The organism is Streptomyces sp. NPDC026538, assembly GCF_055567535.1.
The window spans coordinates 166,521-185,270 of record NZ_JBVHQG010000016.1 but is presented as its reverse complement, the minus strand read 5'-3'; the positions used below and the strand labels follow the sequence as shown (position 1 = coordinate 185,270).

At 71.6% G+C, this 18,750-nt stretch carries 15 protein-coding genes; 10 read left to right on the top strand and 5 right to left on the bottom strand.

What is annotated here, in order from left to right; translation table 11 throughout:
* Nucleotides 1-24: 24 nt before the first annotated feature.
* The 3 genes from ACZ4N4_RS42760 to ACZ4N4_RS42750 all read right to left on the bottom strand — a co-directional run bounded on the left by ACZ4N4_RS42760 (nt 25) and on the right by ACZ4N4_RS42750 (nt 5,064).
* A complete protein-coding gene (locus tag ACZ4N4_RS42760) occupies nt 25-1,821 on the bottom strand; it encodes an alpha-galactosidase D (protein ID WP_467599416.1) in 1,797 nt (598 codons plus the stop codon).
* A 31-nt stretch (nt 1,822-1,852) separates the two neighbouring features.
* Entirely contained in the window at nt 1,853-3,043 is a 1,191-nt protein-coding gene (locus ACZ4N4_RS42755; protein WP_453577883.1) for an ROK family transcriptional regulator, read from the bottom strand.
* Nucleotides 3,044-3,282: 239 nt separating this feature from the next.
* Complete coding sequence (locus tag ACZ4N4_RS42750) at nt 3,283-5,064, bottom strand: M4 family metallopeptidase (protein ID WP_467599412.1); 1,782 nt, start codon at nt 5,062-5,064, stop codon at nt 3,283-3,285.
* Between the two features lie 329 nt (nt 5,065-5,393).
* On the opposite strand from ACZ4N4_RS42750, the gene ACZ4N4_RS42745 reads away from it, so the two are divergent.
* The 9 genes from ACZ4N4_RS42745 (at nt 5,394) to ACZ4N4_RS42705 (ending at nt 15,366) form a co-directional block, all read left to right on the top strand.
* On the top strand, nt 5,394-6,611 hold the full coding sequence (locus ACZ4N4_RS42745) for a serine hydrolase domain-containing protein (RefSeq protein ID WP_467599410.1): 1,218 nt from the start codon (nt 5,394-5,396) through the stop codon (nt 6,609-6,611).
* A 118-nt stretch (nt 6,612-6,729) separates the two neighbouring features.
* A complete protein-coding gene (locus ACZ4N4_RS42740; protein ID WP_467599407.1) occupies nt 6,730-8,073 on the top strand; it encodes a CAP domain-containing protein in 1,344 nt (447 codons plus the stop codon).
* A 56-nt stretch (nt 8,074-8,129) separates the two neighbouring features.
* Nucleotides 8,130-8,807 (top strand): AIM24 family protein, encoded by a 678-nt coding sequence (locus ACZ4N4_RS42735; RefSeq protein WP_467599404.1) that lies wholly within the window; start codon nt 8,130-8,132, stop codon nt 8,805-8,807.
* Nucleotides 8,808-8,995: 188 nt separating this feature from the next.
* Complete coding sequence (locus tag ACZ4N4_RS42730; RefSeq protein ID WP_467599401.1) at nt 8,996-10,036, top strand: tetratricopeptide repeat protein; 1,041 nt, start codon at nt 8,996-8,998, stop codon at nt 10,034-10,036.
* Nucleotides 10,033-11,034: a polyprenyl synthetase family protein gene (locus ACZ4N4_RS42725; protein WP_467599398.1), complete on the top strand. Its 1,002-nt coding sequence runs from the start codon at nt 10,033-10,035 to the stop codon at nt 11,032-11,034. Before ACZ4N4_RS42730 ends, ACZ4N4_RS42725 begins: the two co-directional genes overlap by 4 nt.
* Nucleotides 11,035-11,287: 253 nt before the next feature.
* A complete protein-coding gene (locus tag ACZ4N4_RS42720) occupies nt 11,288-12,937 on the top strand; it encodes a serine/threonine protein kinase (RefSeq protein ID WP_467599395.1) in 1,650 nt (549 codons plus the stop codon).
* A 106-nt stretch (nt 12,938-13,043) separates the two neighbouring features.
* Nucleotides 13,044-14,120, top strand: coding sequence for a hypothetical protein (locus tag ACZ4N4_RS42715; protein ID WP_453577864.1), 1,077 nt, complete (start codon nt 13,044-13,046; stop codon nt 14,118-14,120).
* A gap of 63 nt (nt 14,121-14,183) precedes the next feature.
* The gene (locus tag ACZ4N4_RS42710) at nt 14,184-14,609 is read left to right on the top strand and encodes an SsgA family sporulation/cell division regulator (RefSeq protein WP_453577862.1); all 426 of its coding nucleotides are present in this window, start codon (nt 14,184-14,186) and stop codon (nt 14,607-14,609) included.
* Nucleotides 14,610-14,697: 88 nt separating this feature from the next.
* Nucleotides 14,698-15,366 carry a DUF2238 domain-containing protein gene (locus ACZ4N4_RS42705; protein ID WP_467599392.1) on the top strand — a complete coding sequence of 223 codons (669 nt, stop codon included), beginning with the start codon at nt 14,698-14,700 and terminating at the stop codon, nt 15,364-15,366.
* Here ACZ4N4_RS42705 and ACZ4N4_RS42700 read toward each other — a convergent pair.
* Both ACZ4N4_RS42700 and ACZ4N4_RS42695 read right to left on the bottom strand, forming a co-directional pair.
* On the bottom strand, nt 15,351-15,836 hold the full coding sequence (locus tag ACZ4N4_RS42700) for a DUF6328 family protein (protein ID WP_453577857.1): 486 nt from the start codon (nt 15,834-15,836) through the stop codon (nt 15,351-15,353). The two genes, ACZ4N4_RS42705 and ACZ4N4_RS42700, sit on opposite strands and share 16 nt — an antisense overlap.
* A gap of 83 nt (nt 15,837-15,919) precedes the next feature.
* Nucleotides 15,920-16,903: an aldo/keto reductase gene (locus tag ACZ4N4_RS42695; protein WP_467599389.1), complete on the bottom strand. Its 984-nt coding sequence runs from the start codon at nt 16,901-16,903 to the stop codon at nt 15,920-15,922.
* A gap of 138 nt (nt 16,904-17,041) precedes the next feature.
* Here ACZ4N4_RS42695 and ACZ4N4_RS42690 point away from each other — a divergent pair, with 138 nt between their 5' ends.
* Nucleotides 17,042-18,748 (top strand): cholesterol oxidase substrate-binding domain-containing protein, encoded by a 1,707-nt coding sequence (locus ACZ4N4_RS42690; protein WP_467599386.1) that lies wholly within the window; start codon nt 17,042-17,044, stop codon nt 18,746-18,748.
* Nucleotides 18,749-18,750 lie beyond the last annotated feature (2 nt).

The window sequence follows — 18,750 nt, the reverse complement described above, 5'->3', positions numbered from 1 at the left end:
CCGACGACGCACGTACCGGGTCGGCTACCGGGGAGACTTGGGAACGTCGATCCGGTCGACGTCCGGCGCGTACCCCGACCCGCTGTCGAAGGTGATCGTGTTCGCACCGGCCTTCAGGGTCACCGGCACACTCACCGTCGAGACGGTCCCCCAGTCCCCGGTGGACGGGAACTTGTGGCTGGTCCCGCCCCCGGAGTTGGCCGCGATCGTGGCCGGCCGCGAGTCACCGCTGACGTACGCGACCTTCACCAGATAGGTGCCCGCCTTGTCGACGACGACGTTGTTGAAGGTCAGCTTGCCGCCGAGGTACAGGTTTCCGACCTTCTTCTGACCCGAGCAGGCGTCGCACCCGGCGACGGAGGCGTTGCCGCTCAGCGTGTTGGCGCTCGCCTCGGCCTCATAGCCGGTGGCGGCCAGCGCGCTGCCCTTGGGCGTCACGGTGAACAGCCGCGAGCCGTGCGCCGGCAGCGCCTCGGTGATCTTGCTCGAGTACGAACCGAGGTTCTCGCGGTTCCACACGTCCCGCACCGACGCCTTGCCGGTGAAGCCCAGGGCCGTCCAGTCGGCGGTGACCGACGCGGGCGAGTCCGCGAGGTTGAACAGAGCCACCGTGTAGGTGCCGTCGGCGTTCTTCGCGGCCCAGACCTGCTGCGGGTCGGACGGGGTGATGGGCCGGGCCGGCGGGTTGTCGCTCTGGTCGATGCCGATGACCTCGCGGTTGGTCAGCAGCGAGACGCCGTAGTCGTCGAGCTTGGTGATGTCGTCGCCGGTGAACAGCGGCGACTTGGCGATGGCCCAGAGCGTGGCGTAGCTCTGCCGTTCGGCCTTGGTGAGGCCGTCCATCGCGCCGTTGCCGACGTCGAGGGAGTCGAGGTCGTTCCAGCCGCCGGGGCCCGCCTTGCCGGTCCAGGCCGGGGTGTCGTCCCAGCGGTCGTCGACCGAGTTCTCCCAGCTGACCAGTGTGTTGCAGTAGCACTCGACGTCGGTGTCGATGCGCCAGCCGTTGGTGTACTTCTGCCAGTCGGCGGCGTGCCCGAAGTCCAGGGACCAGGAGGCCTCCAGGTGGATCGGGCGGCCGGTGGCGGTGATCGCCTTGTTCCAGGCGGCCACGTCGGCGACGTTGTCGTACTGGTCGCCGCTCTTGCCGGAGCCGGGGCCGACGCCGTCGAGCTTGAGGAAGTCATAGCCCCAGCCGGCGATCAACTGGGCCTGGGAGTCTATGTACTTCTGCGCGCACGGCTTGTCGAAGTCGATCTTGTACGCGCTGTCCCAGCCGTTCGTGGTGCGCAGGTCGTCGTAGACGATGTCGGCGGTGGTGCAGCCGTCGGCGTTCCAGATCGGCGTCTTGCCGTCGCCGTAGGCGCCCTTCTCCAGACCGGCCGGGAGGTAGATGCCGGCTTTGAGGCCCTTGGCGTGGATGTGGTCGGCGACGGCCTTCATGCCGCTGGGGAAGCGGGCGGAGTCGGCCTTCTGGCGGCCGTACTGGTCGTAGCCGGACTTCCAGTTCCAGTCCATCCACCAGCCGGCGTCGATGTTGACGTACTCGTAGCCGTAATTCTTCAGCTTGCTCGCGAGGGCGTCGGTCTGCTTGAGGACGTTCGCCTCGGTGAGGTAGCTGTAGTCGCCCTGGTCGTTCAGGCCCGGGTACTTGGACGACTGCATGCTCCAGCTGGACCAGCCCATGTAGGGCTTGGCGGCGATCGGGGCGGGGGTCTGGGCCTGGGCGGCCGGTACGGCGGCCGCGAAGGCCGCGGTGAGGGCCAGCACGAGGACGGTTCTCAGCCCGCGTACGGGCAGGACGGATTGCGAAGGTGACCGCATGGGCCCTCCAGGGTTCGGGGTCTTGGGCGGCTCAGCCCTTGCCCATTGGGGTGGGAGACGAGGTGATGAAGGACTGGATCGCGGTGGCCGCGGCCCCGCGCGCCCACTCCTCGAAGGGGAGTGGACGGGTCTGTACGTCGCACTGCGCGGCGGAGCCGAAGGCGGCCGCGGTGAACGAGTCGAGGATCTGCTCGGCGAAGAGGTCGTAGGCGGCGAGTCCCTCGCCGGAGATGATCACGCGTTCGGGGCCGAAGAGGTTGGCCACGGTGGCGATGCCCCGGCCGATGGCCTCACCGGCGCTCGCGTACACCTCCCGCGCTCCGGGCACGCCGTCGTGGGCCAGGGCCACCGCCTCGGCGGAGTCGGTCACCTGGCGGCCGGTCACCTCGCGCATGCGGGTGACGATCGCGGCGTCCCCGGCGATCGCCTCCACGCAGCCGCGGTTGCCGCAGTGGCACAGGGGTCCGGCCGGGTCGATGGCCACATGGCCGATCTCCCCCGCCACCCCGTGCGCGCCCGCCACCAGCCGGCCGTGGATCACGAGTCCGCAGCCGATGCCGGCGCCGACGGTGACCACGGCGAAGTCGGAGAGCCCGACCCCGGCGCCGAACCACTGCTCGGCGACGGTCAGGGCACGTACGTCGTTGTCGACGACGACCGGCAACCCGGTCGTCATGGCGGCGAGTTCGGCCAGGGCCACGTCCCGCCAGTCCAGGAAGGGCGAGTAGCGCACGACCCCCTCGGCGCGGTCCACGTCGCCGGAGACGGCGATCCCGAGGCCCAGGACGGGGGCGCCGAAGTCCTCGGCCTCGGTGCGCAGTTCGTGGGTCAGTTCGGCGATGGAGGTCAGGACGGCCTTGGCGGCGCGGTCCGTGACCGGCAGCCGGCGGGCCAGCCGGATCCGGCAGCACAGGTCGGTGAGGACGGCGATGACCTCGTCGCCGGTGACCTTGACCCCGATGAACAGGGCGCGCCCGCCGTCGACCCGCACCAGGTTGGCGGGGCGGCCGAGGGCCGGCCGGGCCTCGCCGTCGACGTCCTCCGCGAGATACCCGGCCGCCAGCAGCGGCCGGACGGCCTTGGTCACGGCCGCCGCCGACAGGCCGGCCCGGCGGGCCGCCTCCAGTCGGGTGAGGGGGCCGTGGGACAGGACCGCGGTGAAGATCTGCGAGACGGCCGGCGTGTGGGCCGGGAACGTCTCGGCTCGGGAGGTGGAGCGCATGGCCGGGAACTTAGGTGGCTTATTTTCCGCTGTCAATAAAAGAAACAGGAATCACCTGAAGGTTGACTGTGAGGCTGCCGTGGCCTTCAAATGGCGGGTGACGTGGGGGCGTTGGCTCGTGTTCCACCAGTGACCTCGATCCGGTTCCACCAGTGACTTCGATCCGGTTCCACCGGGGGGAGCGATCCGGGTGCCCGGCCCCCCGACAGGGCACCCGGATCAGCGGTGTGGCGTGCCCGTCAGTGGCGGGCGGCCGGCGTGTTGGCCTCGGTGACGTTGACCGCGGCCCAGGCCTGGTCGACCGTGCGGTACTCGACGCCGCTCGCGCCGTAGAGGTCCTTGGCGGCCTTCAGCGTCGCGATCCGCGCGCCGTGGAAGTCGGTCGAGGAGACCATGTACCGGGTCAGGGCGCGGTAGAAGATCGCCGTGGCCTTGGCGCGGCCGATGCCCTGGACCGTGGAGCCGTCGTAGGTCGGCGAGTCGTAGGTGGTGGCGCCGATCTTCTTGTGGCCGCTGCCCTCGGCGAGCAGGTAGTACGCGTGCGAGGAGACACCGGAGCCGGCGTGCACCTCGGCGTCCGACACCTCGGGCGACCAGTAGTCGACCGTGCCTTCGAGGCGGTCGAGCGAGGGGTGGTCGAGGCGGCGCAGGAACTTCTGCTGCAGGCCGAGCTTCTCGCCGAGCAGGTAGTTCGGCGGGTTCTTCGGGTTGTTCGCGGAGAACTCCACGTTCGAGCCGAAGACATCGGCCAGCGACTCGTTCAGGGCGCCCGGCTCGCCGTACTGGTTGCCGTCGTTGTCGACACGGGTCGGTTCGAGCTTCGCGGTCGCGTCCACCACGCCGTGGGTCAGCTCGTGGCCGGTGACGTCGAGGACGACCAGCGGCTTCTTGATCTCCTGGCCGTCACCGTCGCCGTACAGCATGCAGCCGCAGTCCGAGTCCCAGAAGGCGTTGCCGACCTTCTTGCCCCAGTGGACCATGGCGCGGGCGGGCTTGGAGTTGTTCGCTATGCCCTTGCGGCCGAAGGTCTTCTTGTAGAAGTCCAGGGTCTTGGTGATGCCGTACTGGGCGTCGGCCGCGGCGCTGCCCCGGCTGCTGGTGGCGCCGTTTCCCCAGTTGTCGGTGGTGCTGGTGAACTTGGTGCCCTGCGCGAAGCTCTCGGTCTCCTTGCCCTTGGCGTCCCGGGTCTCGGTGCCGTACCGGGTCGGGTCCTTGAGCAGGAAGCTCTTGCGGGCGGTCTGCGTGGTGGTGAGCGGGACCTTGCCGACGAAGAGTGACTTGCCGAAGCCGTGCGCGGTCGCCGGGTAGCGGGCGGCGGCGGAGACGGACGCGCCGGCGAAGGCGTCGGCGTGGGCTCCGATGCCGGTGACCGGGTCGAGGGTCTCGCCGCGCTCGCGGAGGCTCTCCAGCACCTTGGGCGAGAGGAACTCGTCGTTGTCCGGCGTATTGCTGCGCACCGTGCCGGTGAGGGCGTCGACGACGACCGTACGGGAGCCGTCCGAGCCGTCGACCGTCACCTGGTAGGCCAGGGCGGAGGCACCGCCGCGGGCGTCCACCACGAGTGCGGCGGTGCCGGCGTCGCCGTCGGCGGCGGAGGCGGCCTTCTCCTCGGCCTGGCGGGCCGTCAGTTTCGCCTCGGTGGTGGCGGGCCGGACGGCATGGTCGGCCGCACGGGTGACGCCGATGTAGGCCAACCGACGGGAAAGATGGACGACGAGATCGCCGCCGAGTACCGGCATGCCCCGGTGGGTGCGGACGAAGCGGACATGACGCGCCCCCTCGGGGTCGATCATCACGTCCTGTGCCTGGAGTTCGTCGCCCGCGCCGACTCCGGTCGCCGAGGCGTGGGCGAAGGCCGCGGTCCGTGCCGCGGTCACCACCTGCGCGGCCGTCGTGGCGGCGGCCGTGGCCTGCTGTCCCACCCCCGTGATGGGACCGGCGAAGGCCGTACCGGTCAGGGCTGTGGCGGCCGTCGTCACGGCGACGGCGACCGCCACGCTGCGTATGTGCGCGCTACGCACTGGTCAGGGTTCCTTACGTTCGAAGACGGTCGGCATCGATCACCCACCGCCTTGCGGCACGGCGCCGTCGAGGCGCCAAGGGGGCTGGTCGGGCCCCCGGCCGCAACCCTTCCGGACGAGTCATGTCCATGTAAAGCGCAGTTCGTCGGTTTTCTTGCGTTTAGTAGCAATACTTTGCGATTCCGCACCGCGTGGTGATCGCGGAGTGACCAACTGTGCGTCGACTGTGGAGATGTGACGGGATGCGAGAGGGTTCCCTGCACCGAATGTGACCCATCTCGCATCAGAGGCAGACAGAAAGGAGCTGGGTCCGGATGGTCTCGGCAAGGATGAGCAGAAGTGCGGTGCTCGGAGCGGTGGCGCTGTCGCTGCTCGCGGTACCGGCCCAGGCGGCGCCCATGAAGGCGGGAGCGGAGCCCCGCCCGGCCGCCGCACTGCCGGCGCCGGACACCGCGGGCATGGCCGCGGTGCTGAACTCGGTGGTGGCGAAGGGCGCGCCCGGCGCGATGGCGCGGATCGACGACGGCACGAAGGTCTACAGGACCACGCGGGGCGTGGCCGACCGGACCACCCGGCGAGCCATCACCACCGGCGACCGGTTCCGCGTCGGAAGTGTCACCAAGACGTTCTCGGCGGTCGTCCTGCTGCAGCTGGTGGACGAGGGCAGGCTCGCCCTGGACGCACCGGTCAACCGCTATCTGCCGGGGCTGCTGCCCGACGACCGCACCACCGTGCGGCACGTGCTCAGCCACCGCAGCGGTCTGTACGACTACACCGACGACCTGTTCGCCAGCAGTGTGTCGGGGTTCGAGGCGGTGCGGAACAAGGTCTTCACCTACCGCCAGCTGGTCGACCTCTCCCTGAGGAAGCCGCGCACCAACGCGCCGGGGGCCGCCTACTCGTACTCCAACACCAACTTCGTCATCGCCGGGATGCTGATCGAGAAGCTCACCGGGCACAGCGTGCGTACCGAGTACGAGAACCGCATCTTCAAGCCGCTGGAGCTGCGCGACACCTTCTACGTGCACCCCGACACGAAGATCCCCGGGCAGCACGCCAAGGGCTACCTCACCGCCGACAAGGCCGGCGTCGCGGCCGTCGACGCGACGGACCAGACGGTGTCCTGGGCGCAGAGCGCGGGCGCCATCATCTCCACCGCCCAGGACCTCGACACCTTCTACTCGGCGCTGGTCCGGGGCAAGCTGACGTCGGCCGCCCGCCTCGCGGAGATGGAGCGCTTCACCCCGGTCAACTCCAACACCTCCTACGGCCTTGGGCTGCGCCGCCGTGACCTGTCCTGCGGGATCTCGGTGTACGGCCACACGGGCGCCGTGCAGGGCTACTACACGTACGCCTTCACCACCAAGGACGGCACGCGCAGCCTGACCGCGCTGGCCAACGCCTCCAACAGCTCGACCGTGCTCAACACGCTGGCGGACACGCTGGAGCCGGCGTTCTGCGGCAAGCGCGCGGCGACGGGGACGCGGAGCGCCGGGAAACCGGTAGAACGGGAGGACATCGCACCGGCCGCGCCACGGGAGCAGTAGCAGCGGGAGCGGTATGCCCCGCCCCCGGCGAGGGAACCTCGCGCCCGGGCCGGACGTTCTACCGGCGACTCCCCCACCGGGCGCGATGTTCGGCCCCTGACCTCGCAGAGGCGGCGCGATGAGCGAGCTGGTCCCCGGGGGCAATCTGCCCCTTCCGGACGGCGCGCTGACGCTGCGGGTGCCCGGTCCCTTCGACGTCTCCGCGCTGATCACCGACGAGAGCGGCAAGGTCGGCGGCGACACCGACTTCGTCTTCTACAACCAGCCGGACGCCCCCGGCGTCCGGCTGCGCGGCGACACACTGACCGTCGAGCCGGCCCGGCTGCGGACCGGCGCCCAGCGCGTCACCCTCACGGTCACCGCCGCCGAGCCGGGCACCGCACTCGGCCGGCTGCCCGCCTCCGCACTGCATGTCACCGACCGCCTCGGCCGGACGGTGGCCCGGTTCGCCCCGCCGCGCCCGCAGACGGAGACCCTGCTGCTGCTCGCCGAGATATACCGCCGGGACACCGGCTGGAAGCTGCGCGCGGTCGGACAGGGATACGCCGACGGACTGGCGGGGCTGGCCCGGGACTTCGGGGTCGACGTCGTCGAGGACCGGCAGCCGGCTCCGGCGTCGCGCCCCACGATCCCCGCCCAGCGCACCGCGGCCGCGCCGCCCCGGCCCTCGGCGGCCGCGCTCCCGGACCCGGACGGCCTGCTGGGCCTGGTCAACTCCGCCCGCGCCCGGTCCGGCCGCCCACCGGTGGCCCCGGACGCCCGGCTCACCTCCGCCGCTCGCGCCCATGCCACCGCGATGGCCGACGCCGGCCGCCTGGCCACCGAGAGCCCCGACGGCGTCTCGCTCCACCAGCGGATCGATCGCACCGGATTCGCGTATGTCACGGTGGGCGAGCATCTCGTCTCCGGCCCGCGCACCCCGGCCGAGTTCGTCGACTACTGCCTGCGCACCGAGGGGGCCCGGCGCACCCTGCTCGACCCGGCTTTCACCCACGCCGGCCTGGCCCACGTCCAGGGTCCGAGGGGCGGGGACTTCTACTGGACCGCGCTGTGGGCCAGACCCCTCACCCCGGCCGAACTGACCCGCACCCGGGACGAGGTCGTCGACCTCACCAACCGGGAGCGGGTCCGGGCCGGGCTGCGGCCGCTCGCGGTGGATCCGCAACTGGCCACGGCAGCACAGGCGTACAGCACGGACATGGCGACCCGGGACTTCTACTCGCACACCTCCCCCGAGGGAACCCAGCCCTGGGACCGGGCCGCCGCCGCGGGCTCCCGGCGGCGCACCATCGGCGAGAACATCGCCTGCGGCCAGCGCTCGGCCGCCGAGGTGGTGGACGGCTGGATGAACAGCCCCGGCCACCGGGCCAACATCCTCAAACCGGACTTCACCCACATCGGCGTGGGCTTCGCGGGCGGCGGCCGGGCGGGCACCTACTGGACCCAGCTGTTCGGTGCCTGAACCGATACGGTCCGTGATCTTGGCGGAACGGGTTCGTCCGGGACACCATGCCCGGCATGAAGGGTGATCTCTTTTCCAGTCAGCACATGGTGGAACCGGCCGTCGAGCCGGGCATGACGATCGAGAACGCGAAGTGCGTCCGGTATGCCGTGAACGGCGAGATGCACGCACGCCAGGGCGCGATGATCGCGCACCGCGGAAATCTGAAGTTCGAGCGCAAGGGCCAGGGCGTGGGCGGGATGCTCAAGCGCGCGGTCACCGGCGAGGGTCTGCCCCTGATGTCCGTGCAGGGCCAGGGCGAGGCCTGGTTCGCACACGAGGCACAGAACTGTTTCATCGTCGAGGTCGAGCCCGGCGACCAGTTCACGGTCAACGGCCGCAACGTCCTGTGTTTCGACGCTTCGCTGTCGTACGAGATCAGGACCGTGAAGGGGTCCGGCATCGCAGGCGGCGGTCTGTTCAACAGCGTGTTCACCGGACACGGCAGCCTGGGGCTGATCTGCGACGGCAATCCGCTGGTCATACCGGTCTCGCCGCAGGCGCCGGTATATGTGGACACGGACGCGGTGGTGGGCTGGACGACCCAGCTCCAGACCTCGCTGCACCGTTCGCAGTCCATCGGGTCGATGCTGCGCGGCGGTTCGGGGGAAGCGGTCCAGCTGATGCTCCAGGGCGAGGGCTACGTCGTGGTGCGGCCGAGCGAGGTGACCCCGCAGAAGGCTCAGCAGCACTGACACCCGCGCGCGGTGATCCACACCACGCAGGCAACCCCGGCGGCCGTACCGACGTCTTGATTCACAACAGCGAAGCCCTGGCCCCTGCGGCCAGGGCACAATTCGGACGCACTATACACAATATGTATACACATGATGTATAGACGACGTGTAGACGCGTCCCGCGTAGAGAGGCACCCATGTCACCCATGTACGGCAAGGCAGTCGCCCCGGAGTACCAGGGCGCGTTGACCTCCCTGTCCGTGAACTCGTCGCTCGTCGACGTGCTGGCCGAGGGCATCGATCGGCTGCGGGAGGCCGAGCGGTCGGGTCGGCACGACGAGGAGGCGCGCTGCGGTCTGGCCGTCGCCGAGGCACATCGGCGCCTCGGCCAGGTGGGGGACGCCGACCGGGCCTGGAAGGCGAGTTACCGTGCCGCCCGGGCGGCCGGGGACACGGCGGCGATGGCGTGGGCGCTGTGGAGCGGCGGCACCCTGGCCCGGCAGCGCGGCGCGTTCCCGCTGGCCCGGCGGCTGCTGGGGCTGGCGGCCGACCTCGGCGAGCGGGGCGGGGATGTCGTCGTACGGGGCTACTCACTGGCCGGTCTCGCCGAGACCGGCCGCATCCAGGGCGACTACGCGGCCGTGGGCCGGCTGCACGAGCAACTGCTCGCCGAGGCCCGGCGGCGCGGAGAGGCCCGGCACACGGTGTGGGCGCTGGAGGGCATCGCGCAGATGCATCGCAACACCGGGTCGTACGACCGGGCGTACGCGCTCTTCGAGGAGGCGGCCGGTATAGCGGCACGGGCGGAGGACCGGCGCGGGCACGCCTGGGCGCTGCGCGGGCTCGCGGACATCGTGTCGGTGCGGGACGGCGACAGCGAGCGGGCACTCGCGCTGCTGTCCGAGGCGGAGCGGTCCTGCCGGGCGATGAACCTGTCCAGCGCGCTGGCCTACAACCACAAGATGCGCGGCAACGTCCTCTACCGGGCCGGGCGTTATACGGAGGCGCGGGAGCTGTACGAGCTGGCCCTCACGGAGTTCCGCGCCATGAGCGAGCCGCGCGGCGAGGCGCTGTCACGGCTCGGGCTGGCCAAGTCGCTGGCCCGGCTGGGCCGTGACCGGGCGGAGACGGCGGCCGAACTCGCCGACCTCGCGGGCGTGCTGGAGCGGGCCGGCCTGCGGCACGCCCGGGACATGGTGACCCGGGCCCAGGCGGAGTTCGGCGTCGGGGCGGAGGCCGTCCGATGACCGCGCCCGCACCCGTCACCGCTCCCCCGCACGCGCTCGTCCGGTGCCGGGAGCTGGTGCGGCCCGCACTGGCCGCGGCGGTGGGACGGCTGCACCCCTGGGTCGGCGAGATGGCCGGGTACGCGTTCGGCTGGTGCGAGGTCGGCGGTTCCCCTGCCGCCGCCCCGGGCGGCAAGGGCGTCCGGCAGGCGCTGGCGGTGCTCGGCGCGGAGGCAACCGGCGCGCCCGCCGAGCGCGGGGTTCCGGCGGCGGTCGCGGTGGAACTGGTGCACGCCTTCTCGCTGCTGCACGACGACATCATGGACGGCGACGCCACCCGGCGCCGCCGCCCGGCCGTCTGGCAGGCGTACGGCACCGGACCGGCCGTCCTCGCGGGCGACGCCCTCTTCGCACTCGCGGTCGAGACCCTGGCCGCCGCTCCCGGCGGACCCGGCGCCCTGCGGCTGCTGTCGGCCGCACTGGCGGACCTGGTGCACGGGCAGGCGGACGATCTGCTGTTCGCGGCGCGGCCCTGGACCGGTGTGTCGGTACGGGAGTACCGGGTGATGGCCGAGCGGAAGACGGGCGCGCTGCTGGGGTGCGCCGTCGCGCTGGGGGCCGCGCTCGGCGGCGCGCCCGAGGCCACGGTGGGCGCGCTGGACCTGGCCGGACGCCATCTCGGCGTGGCGTTCCAGCTCGTCGACGACGTGCTGGGCATCTGGGGCGACCCGGCCGTCACCGGCAAGCCCGTGCACGGCGATCTGCGGGAGCGGAAGAAGACGTATCCGGTCCTCACCGCGCTCGGCTCGCCCGCCGGACCCCGGCTGGCCCGGCTGCTCGACACGCCGGGGCAAGCCGGGGCGGCGGCCGCGTTGACCGAGGAGGCGGGCGGACGCAAGGCCGCGCTCGCCGAGGCCCGCCGGCACACCGCCCGGGCCGAGGCACTGCTCTCCGGGCTGCCGCTCGCGTCGGCGGAACTGCGCGGCCTGCTGGACTACCTGGTGCGCCGGGACCTCTGATCCGGTCCGGCCGGCCCCGTTCACCCGGATACCGGGCGTTTCGCGGTGGGTCGGCCAGCGGACCGCAGCCGGGCTTTTACCGTCGGTTACCCGCAGGTCGGGGCCCGGCCATCGGCCATTTTCCTCAAGTCCCGAGTGCCGGACTCCGTTTGAATGGAAGGCAAGAAGGGGCTCGGAGTTGCAGATTCTTTGAACAAACCCGGGCGCGTCCCGCGTACCTCTGGTTAAGACGAGGCAGGGGTTCCAGCGAGGGATGACGATGGTCAAGGCGCATGTCTCCGCACAGCAGTTGGTCGCCGGCAGGTACCGGCTCCTCGAGGTCGCCGACCGCGAGCCGAACCGCATCAGCTGGTACGCGGAGGACGTGCAGGCCGAACGACCACGTCTGCTGACCCAGATCGTGCTTCCCGACGCCCTCACCGAGGACGTGATACGCCGGACCACCTCCCGGATCCTGCGCACGTCCGAGGCCATGGGCGCGCTGCGGCCCGGCCGGGTCGCCATGGTGATCGACGCCTTCGAGGAGGCGGGCACGCTGTGGACGGTCACGGAGGTGATCGACGGCACACCGCTCAGTGAACTGCTCGCCCAGCAGCCCACGTTCGACTTCGTGCGGGCCGCCCGGATCGCCATCGAGGTGCTGGACGTGCTGGACGGCGCGCACGGCGAGGGCTACACGCACGGCGAGCTCAGCCCCGGCCAGATCCTCGTCCGTGACGAGGGCCCGGTCGTGATCACCGGGTTCGGGCTGGCCGGCGCGACCCTGGCCCCGCGGGTCACCGCACCGTCGTACGCCTCGCCGGAGCAGGCCAGAGACGAGCGCATCGGGCCGGCCGCCGACCTGTGGGCGCTCGGCGCGATCCTCTACACGATGGTCGAGGGACGGCCGCCGTTCCGGGACCGCGGCCGGCCCGACGCCACGCTGAAGGGCGTGGACCGGCTGCCGCTGCGCACCCCGCTGCGGGCCGGCCCGCTCACCCAGGTCGTCCAGGGGCTGCTGCGCAAGAACTCCCGTGAACGGCTGAGCCGGCCGGTGGTCCGGCAGGCGCTGACACGTGTTCTGGACGAGGACCCCGACGCGATCGGGCAGCCCGCCCCGGTCCCCCGGCTGCGCGGCGCCTACGTGGCGGCGCGGGCCTCGGGATGGAGCCGGACCACGATGATCGGGGGGACCGCGCTGGCGGTGGTGACCGTGTCGGTCGCGGTGCTCGCCGCCACCCAGGGGCTCCCGGGCGTCGGCTCCCTGGCCGGCTCGCCGCCGAGCGCCTCCGCGGCGGCCAGCGACGCGGGCAACCGCACGGAAGGCAACGTGCCCACCGCCTCGCCCTCCCCTTCCGCACCTCCTTCTTCCGCTCCTTCCTCCCCTGCGGCCTCCTCCCCTGCCTCCTCCCCCTCGAAGACGGTGCCGTCGCCGTCGGCCACGGCCGGTGCCCTCCCGGCCGGGTACCACCGCTACACCGCCCCGGAGGGCTTCTCCGTGGCGCTCCCCGCGGGCTGGAAGCGCGTCGACACCTCGCGGGTCGACGACGTCGCCTACCGGGTCACCTTCGGCCCGGGCGGCGACGACCCGCACACCCTGGCCGTCACCCACAGCACCCAGGCAGGACCGGACCCGGTCGCGGTCTGGCGGGACGACGTGGAACCGCAGCTGCAACAGCTCGACGGCTACCGGCGGATCGGCCAGATCAAGGCGACCACCTACCAGGGGTACAAGGCGGCGGACATGGAGTGGCTGTCCGGCACGGGCGCCGACCAGGTGCGCACCTTCGGCCGCGGCTTCCTGCTCGGCGGCGGCCGCAGCTTCTCGCTGCGCATCACGGCCCCCGCCGCGACCTGGGACGACGCCGCGAACACGCTGGCGCTGAAGACCTTCCTGGCCACGTTCCGGCCCTCCGCGAGCTGAGCCGCGATCGCCTGGTCCCCGGCCGTGCGGCAAACCCTGGCCAATGGGTCGATATAGGCTGCCCGTCGGTACGTACGCAGTTCGGCAGCCTTCAGGAGTGTCCTCCGTGACCCTAGCGATCGACCCGTCCGAGACGTCCAGCGCGTCCCCGGCTCCCCTGTCCGACCTCGTGGCGCGCGACGCCCGGGAGTTCGGCGCGTATGTGCGCACCGGAGGCTGGGCGTTCGGGCTGATGGTGGCCCGCAGTGTGCGGCCGGGAGGGCAGGGCGCGGACGAGACGCCGAAGGTGTCGGCGAAGGAGTTCGCCGAGCTGGCCGGCTGTTCCCCGGAGCGGGTGATGCGCTACTACAAGGCGTGGGACAGGGCCGCCGACGACGGGGTGGTCCCGCACTTCGAGGCCCTCGCCCCGGGCCAGGAGGTCGAACTCCCGGACTCCGACGTCTGGCTGGACTACTACGTCTCCCGCAACAGTGCGACGTCCGAGCGCGGCACCGCCATCAGTCAGGCCGCCGAGGCCGAGGGCATCCGGCCCACCAAGGCCCTCGAAGTGGCCGAGAACCCGACCGCGTTGCGGGCCGCGATCCTCGCCGACCCCTCCACCGCCCGCGCGGCCCGCTCGGCACTCCTCGACCGCATCAAGGAGGACCCGGACCTGCAGACCGTGCTGGCCCGTGACGTGGTCCGCACCGCCGACCTGAAGAAGGCCGTCGCCACCGAGAGCCGCTCGGCTGACCGCATCGGATACGTCCGCCAGATCGCCGAGTCCGGCCAGATCAAGACACCCGCCGGGCAGACCGTGGACGCTCCCGTCGGACTGCGGCAGGAGGCCGAGCGTCACCTGTCGCTCCTCGACGAGCTGGACGAGGACGAGGACACCGGCGAGTGGGCGACCGAGGCCTACGACACCATGAAGAACCTGGTCGTCGAGACGGTCGAGGCGGACCCCGAACTGCGCGTCCAGGAGAAGCGCACCAGGTTCTACAGCAGCCTGCAGAAGGCGACCAAGGCGTTCGAGGAGCTGACCTTCGACGACGCCCAGGACTTCTACGAGGACGACATGGTGCAGCGCCTGGAGGAACTCCAGCAGGCCATCGGCTCCTGCCTGGCGGCACTGCGCGGCACGAAGGGCGACTCCGTGGTGGATACCACAGTGCCTACCGCAGCGGATTCCGCTCGCGATTGAGCGTTTTTCGTGTGAGAGGGGTACTAGAAGGCACCCAGCCGATCGTTCTCGGAGGCCTCTCGCGTGAACCCCATCGTGCACAGGACCCTGGTGGTACAGCTCCGCGCGGACGGGACCGCCCGCTGCCCCGTCCTCGCCCATCTGTCGTACGACGCCGAAGACCCGTTCGCCGTCACCGCGGTGTTCACCCTGGACGGCCGGGTGCTGGCCCGATGGCGGCTGGACCGGGAGATGCTGAACGAGGGTCTGAGAGAGCCGGTCGGGGTCGGGGACGTACGGCTGCGTCCGGTACGGCAGGGGCGCTGGAGGGAAGTGCGCATGGATTTCCTCGGCGATCCCCTGCCCGGCGGCGAACGGCACCACGCGGTGGTGTTCGCGTGGGCGCCCGCGCTCGCCTCGTTCCTGAGCGACACCTACCTGGCCGTGCCGCCCGGCCGGGAGGAGGTCCGGGTGGACGACCTGCTGGCGGAGATCCTCGCCACCGGCTGAGTAAGCGCATGCCGGGCTGAGTAGCCGTACTCATGTCCGCGCCCCGGCGCCGCGGCCACGATGGGGCTCCCACGACGAGGAGTCCGCCATGACCGCAGTGCATCCCGCCCCGCGTCCCGTTCCGCACCGTGTGCCACGCCGGGTGCCGCCCGCCCTGCTGGCCGGGGTGGTGGTGGCCGGCATGGCCGTGTCGGCGTGGGGTGCCCGGGACCGTACGACCTGGTTCCTGGAGACGGTGTGGGTGCTGGCCGGCCTGCCGCTGGTGGTGCTGACCTGGCGGCGCTTCCCGCTGACGGGGCTGCTGGCCGGGCTCCTCACCGCGCACGCGCTGGTGCTCGCCGTCGGCGGCCACTACACCTACGCCGAGGTGCCGGTGGGCGACTGGGTGCGCGACACCTTCGGCCTGGACCGCAATCCGTACGACCGCTTCGGCCACCTCATGCAGGGATTCGTACCGGCCGTCCTGGTCCGTGAACTGTTCAGCCGTACCTCACCGCTGCGCGGCAGCCGCTGGCTGGCTCCGCTGACGGTGTGCGCCTGCCTCGCGTTCAGCGCCTTCTTCGAGCTGCTCGAGTGGCTCGCGGCCGAGATCGGCGGCCACGGCGCGGACGCCTTCCTCGCCACCCAGGGCGACGTCTGGGACACCCAGTGGGACATGTTCTGCGCGCTGGTCGGGGCGACGGTGTCGGTGCTGCTGCTCAGCCGGGTGCACGACCGGCAACTGCGGGCGCTGGAGACGGCTCAACGGGTGGTGTGACGGCGCCGGGACCACAGCGGCAGGCCGTACCAGCACACCAGGTACCAGACGACGACGGCCACGACCACCCAGGTCATCTTGCTGCCGCCGGTGGCCACCCGGAGGATCAGCACCAGCGCGGAGGCCATCGTGGCCAGCAGCAGGGACAGGCCGATCTGGGTCAGCCCGGAGGCCAGCCGCACCGCCTGTGGCTTCACCTTGCGGCCGGCGACCAGCCGGTGCAGGGAGACCGGGCCGATGAGGGCGCCCGTGGCCGCGGCTCCCAGGACGACGGTCACGATGTAGATCGTCTGGTCCACGTCGGACAACTCGGCGTACTTCTGCTGGAAGACCACGGTGAGCAGGAAACCGAAGAGGATCTGCACACCGGTCTGGGCGACGCGGACCTCCTGGATGAGTTCGCCCCACATCCGGTCGGCGCGCTCCTCCTCGCTCTCGTCGCGCCCCCGCCGCCGCTCCTGGTCGGTCATGGAGTCCGTGTAACCGCCCGGCCCGCCGTTCAAACGGCCCGGGCCGGGAGCGGCACGGTGGTGCCGTCCCGGCCCGGCGGGTGCTACCAGCGGTTCTCGACCTGGTCCTTGATCCGGCGGTCGTAGAGGTCGCGGATGGCGGCGACCGTCTCCGCCGGCAGTTCCGGGAGCTTGGCGGCGGCCGCGTTGCCGCGGGCCTGCTCGGCGTTGCGGGCACCCGGGATCACCGTCGTGACGCCCGGCTGGTCGATGATCCAGCGCAGGGCGAGCTGGGCCGGGGTGTAGCCCTCGGGGGCGAGCGCGGCGAACTCGGCGGCGGCCTCCACGCCCGTCGTGTAGTCCACGCCGGAGAAGGTCTCGCCCTGGTCGAAGGCCTCGCCGTGCCGGTTGTAGGTGCGGTGGTCGTCGGCCGCGAAGACGGTGTCCTTGGTGTACTTGCCGGACAGCAGACCGGAGGCGAGCGGCACCCGCGCGATGATGCCGACGCCGGCCTCCCGGGCGGCCGGCAGCACCTCGCGCAGCGGCTTCATGCGGAACGGGTTGAGGATGATCTGCACGCTGGCCACGCCCGGGCGGGCGATCGCGGTGAGCGCCTCCGCGCACGTCTCGACGCTGACCCCGTAGGCGGCGATGCGCTCCTCCTCGACCAGGGTGTCGAGGGCGTCGAACACCTCGCCGGAGGAGTAGACCGGGGTGGGCGGGCAGTGCAGCTGCACCAGGTCCAGACGGTCCACGCCGAGGTTGCGGCGCGACCGGTCGTTCCACGCGCGGAAGTTGTCCAGGACGTAGTTCTCCGGGATCTGGTCGACCCGGCGGCCCATCTTGGTGGCCACCAGCACGTGCAGGTCCGGCCTGCCGCTCAGGAAGGCGGCGATGGTCTCCTCGCTGCGCCCGTCGCCGTACACGTCGGCGGTGTCGAAGAAGGTCACCCCCGACTCGGCCGCGACCTCCAGAACGGCCAGGGCCTCCTTGTCGTCCACGTCGCCCCAGTCGGCACCGAGCTGCCATGTGCCGAGGCCGACGACCGATGCCCGCTGCTGTGACCTGCCGATTACGCGTTCGTCCATGGCGTCAGTCTGTCACCCGCCGCCGACAACGGTGTCAGAGGCCTCTCCACCCTCACCCACCCGCGCATCCTTCACTCACACGGGTGATTGTGTTCGACAGAAACCGGTGAGGCGCCACCCCGGCCCTAGCGTGTCGGCGTGACCGATCGTTCAGCGGACAACTTCCCTGCCCCGGACGGCTGGAGCCGTCGGGGTTTCCTGCGGTCCGCCGCCGCGCTGGCCGCCGTACCGGTGCTGTCGGTGGCGGATCCGGCCGTGGCCGCGGCCGAACTGCCCGGCTTCCCGGCGGATGTGGCGCTGTACCGCTCGGCGTACCGCAACTGGGTCGGCGAGATCACCGCGGACGGGCTGTGGGCCTGCGCCCCGGCCGACGCGCACGAGGTGCTCACCGTCGTCGACTGGGCCTGGCGCAACGGCTGGCGGGTCAGGGCGCGTGGCTCCTCGCACGGCTGGTCACCGTTGACCGTCACGGAGGGGACGGCCGCCGGCGACAGGGTGCTGCTCGTCGACACCGGGGCGCACCTGACGGGGCTGTCCCTGGACTCCGGGTCACAGGTGCGGGCCGGGACCGGGGTCACCATGGAGACGCTGCTCACCTTCCTCGAGGGCCACGGTCTCGGGCTCACCGCCGCTCCGGCGCCCGGCGACCTGACGCTCGGCGGGGCGCTGGCGATCGACGCGCACGGCACCGCCGTACCGGCCGACGGCGAGCGGCCGCTGCCCGGGCACACCTACGGTTCGCTGAGCAATCTGGTGCTGTCGCTGACGGCGGTGGTGTGGGACGAGGACGCGGGATCGTATGTCCTGCGGACGTTCCGGCGCGCCGACCCGGACTGCGCGGCCCTGCTCACGCATCTGGGCCGGGCGTTGGTGACCGAGGTCGTGCTGCGGGTGGGCGGCAACAGCAATCTGCGGTGTGTGAGCCGGACCGACATCCCGGCCGGCGAACTGTTCGCCGCGCCCGGTTCCGGCGGGCGGACCCTCGACGGTTTCCTGGCGCGGTCCGGGCGGGTGGAGGCGATCTGGTTCGCCTTCACCGAGTACCCGTGGCTGAAGGAGTGGAGCGTCGCCCCGGCCAGACCGCTGACCTCGCGCCACGTGACCTCGCCGTACAACTACCCCTTCTCCGACGTCGTGCCGACCGTGGTCGCCGACCTCGTGGGTCGGATGGTGTCCGGCGCGGCCTGGTATCTGGCGCCGGTGCTGGGCAACGCGCAGCTGGACGTGGCGGCGGTCGGGCTGGTGTCGACGCTGTCCTCGGACATCTGGGGGGCGTCGAAGAACACGCTGTTGTATCTGCGGCCGACGACGCTGCGGATCAACGCGAACGGGTACGCGGTGCTGACCCGGCGGGCCGACGTGCAGCGTGTTGTGCACGAGTTCACGTCGTTCTACCGGGAACGGCTCACCGCGTACGCCGCGTCGGGGCGGTTCCCCGTCAACGGGTCGGTGGAGATCCGGGTGACGGGGCTGGACGAGCCGGCCGATGTGGAACTGACCGGCGCGCAGGTGCCGTTGCTCTCCGCCCTACGGCCGAGGGACGGGGCGGACACGGCGGTGTGGCTGGATGTGCTGACGCTGCCGGGGACGCCTCATGCGGAGGCGTTCCTGCGGGAGTTGGAGCGGTTCCTGTTCGAGCGGTACGAGGGGACTCGGGTGGAGTGGTCCAAGGGCTGGGCGTACACCGGGTCCGCTGTGTGGAGTGACGAGGAGGTGCTCGGTACGAGGATTCCGGGGTCGTTCGGGGGTGCGGTGTGGGATGCGGCGGTGGAGACGTTGGATCGCCTTGACCCACACCGGGTGTTCAGCAATGGGTTTCTGGATGGGGTGGTGGTGCGCCGATGAAG

Coding starts and splice junctions, on each gene's coding strand:
- ACZ4N4_RS42700 (WP_453577857.1), bottom strand. CDS start 15,836: ATGACCGACCAGGAGCGGCGGCGGGGGCGCGACGAGAGCGAGGAGGAG.
- ACZ4N4_RS42695 (WP_467599389.1), bottom strand. CDS start 16,903: ATGGACGAACGCGTAATCGGCAGGTCACAGCAGCGGGCATCGGTCGTC.
- ACZ4N4_RS42740 (WP_467599407.1), top strand. CDS start 6,730: ATGAGCGAGCTGGTCCCCGGGGGCAATCTGCCCCTTCCGGACGGCGCG.
- ACZ4N4_RS42705 (WP_467599392.1), top strand. CDS start 14,698: ATGACCGCAGTGCATCCCGCCCCGCGTCCCGTTCCGCACCGTGTGCCA.
- ACZ4N4_RS42755 (WP_453577883.1), bottom strand. CDS start 3,043: ATGCGCTCCACCTCCCGAGCCGAGACGTTCCCGGCCCACACGCCGGCC.
- ACZ4N4_RS42720 (WP_467599395.1), top strand. CDS start 11,288: ATGACGATGGTCAAGGCGCATGTCTCCGCACAGCAGTTGGTCGCCGGC.
- ACZ4N4_RS42735 (WP_467599404.1), top strand. CDS start 8,130: ATGAAGGGTGATCTCTTTTCCAGTCAGCACATGGTGGAACCGGCCGTC.
- ACZ4N4_RS42760 (WP_467599416.1), bottom strand. CDS start 1,821: ATGCGGTCACCTTCGCAATCCGTCCTGCCCGTACGCGGGCTGAGAACC.
- ACZ4N4_RS42745 (WP_467599410.1), top strand. CDS start 5,394: ATGAGCAGAAGTGCGGTGCTCGGAGCGGTGGCGCTGTCGCTGCTCGCG.
- ACZ4N4_RS42730 (WP_467599401.1), top strand. CDS start 8,996: ATGTACGGCAAGGCAGTCGCCCCGGAGTACCAGGGCGCGTTGACCTCC.
- ACZ4N4_RS42725 (WP_467599398.1), top strand. CDS start 10,033: ATGACCGCGCCCGCACCCGTCACCGCTCCCCCGCACGCGCTCGTCCGG.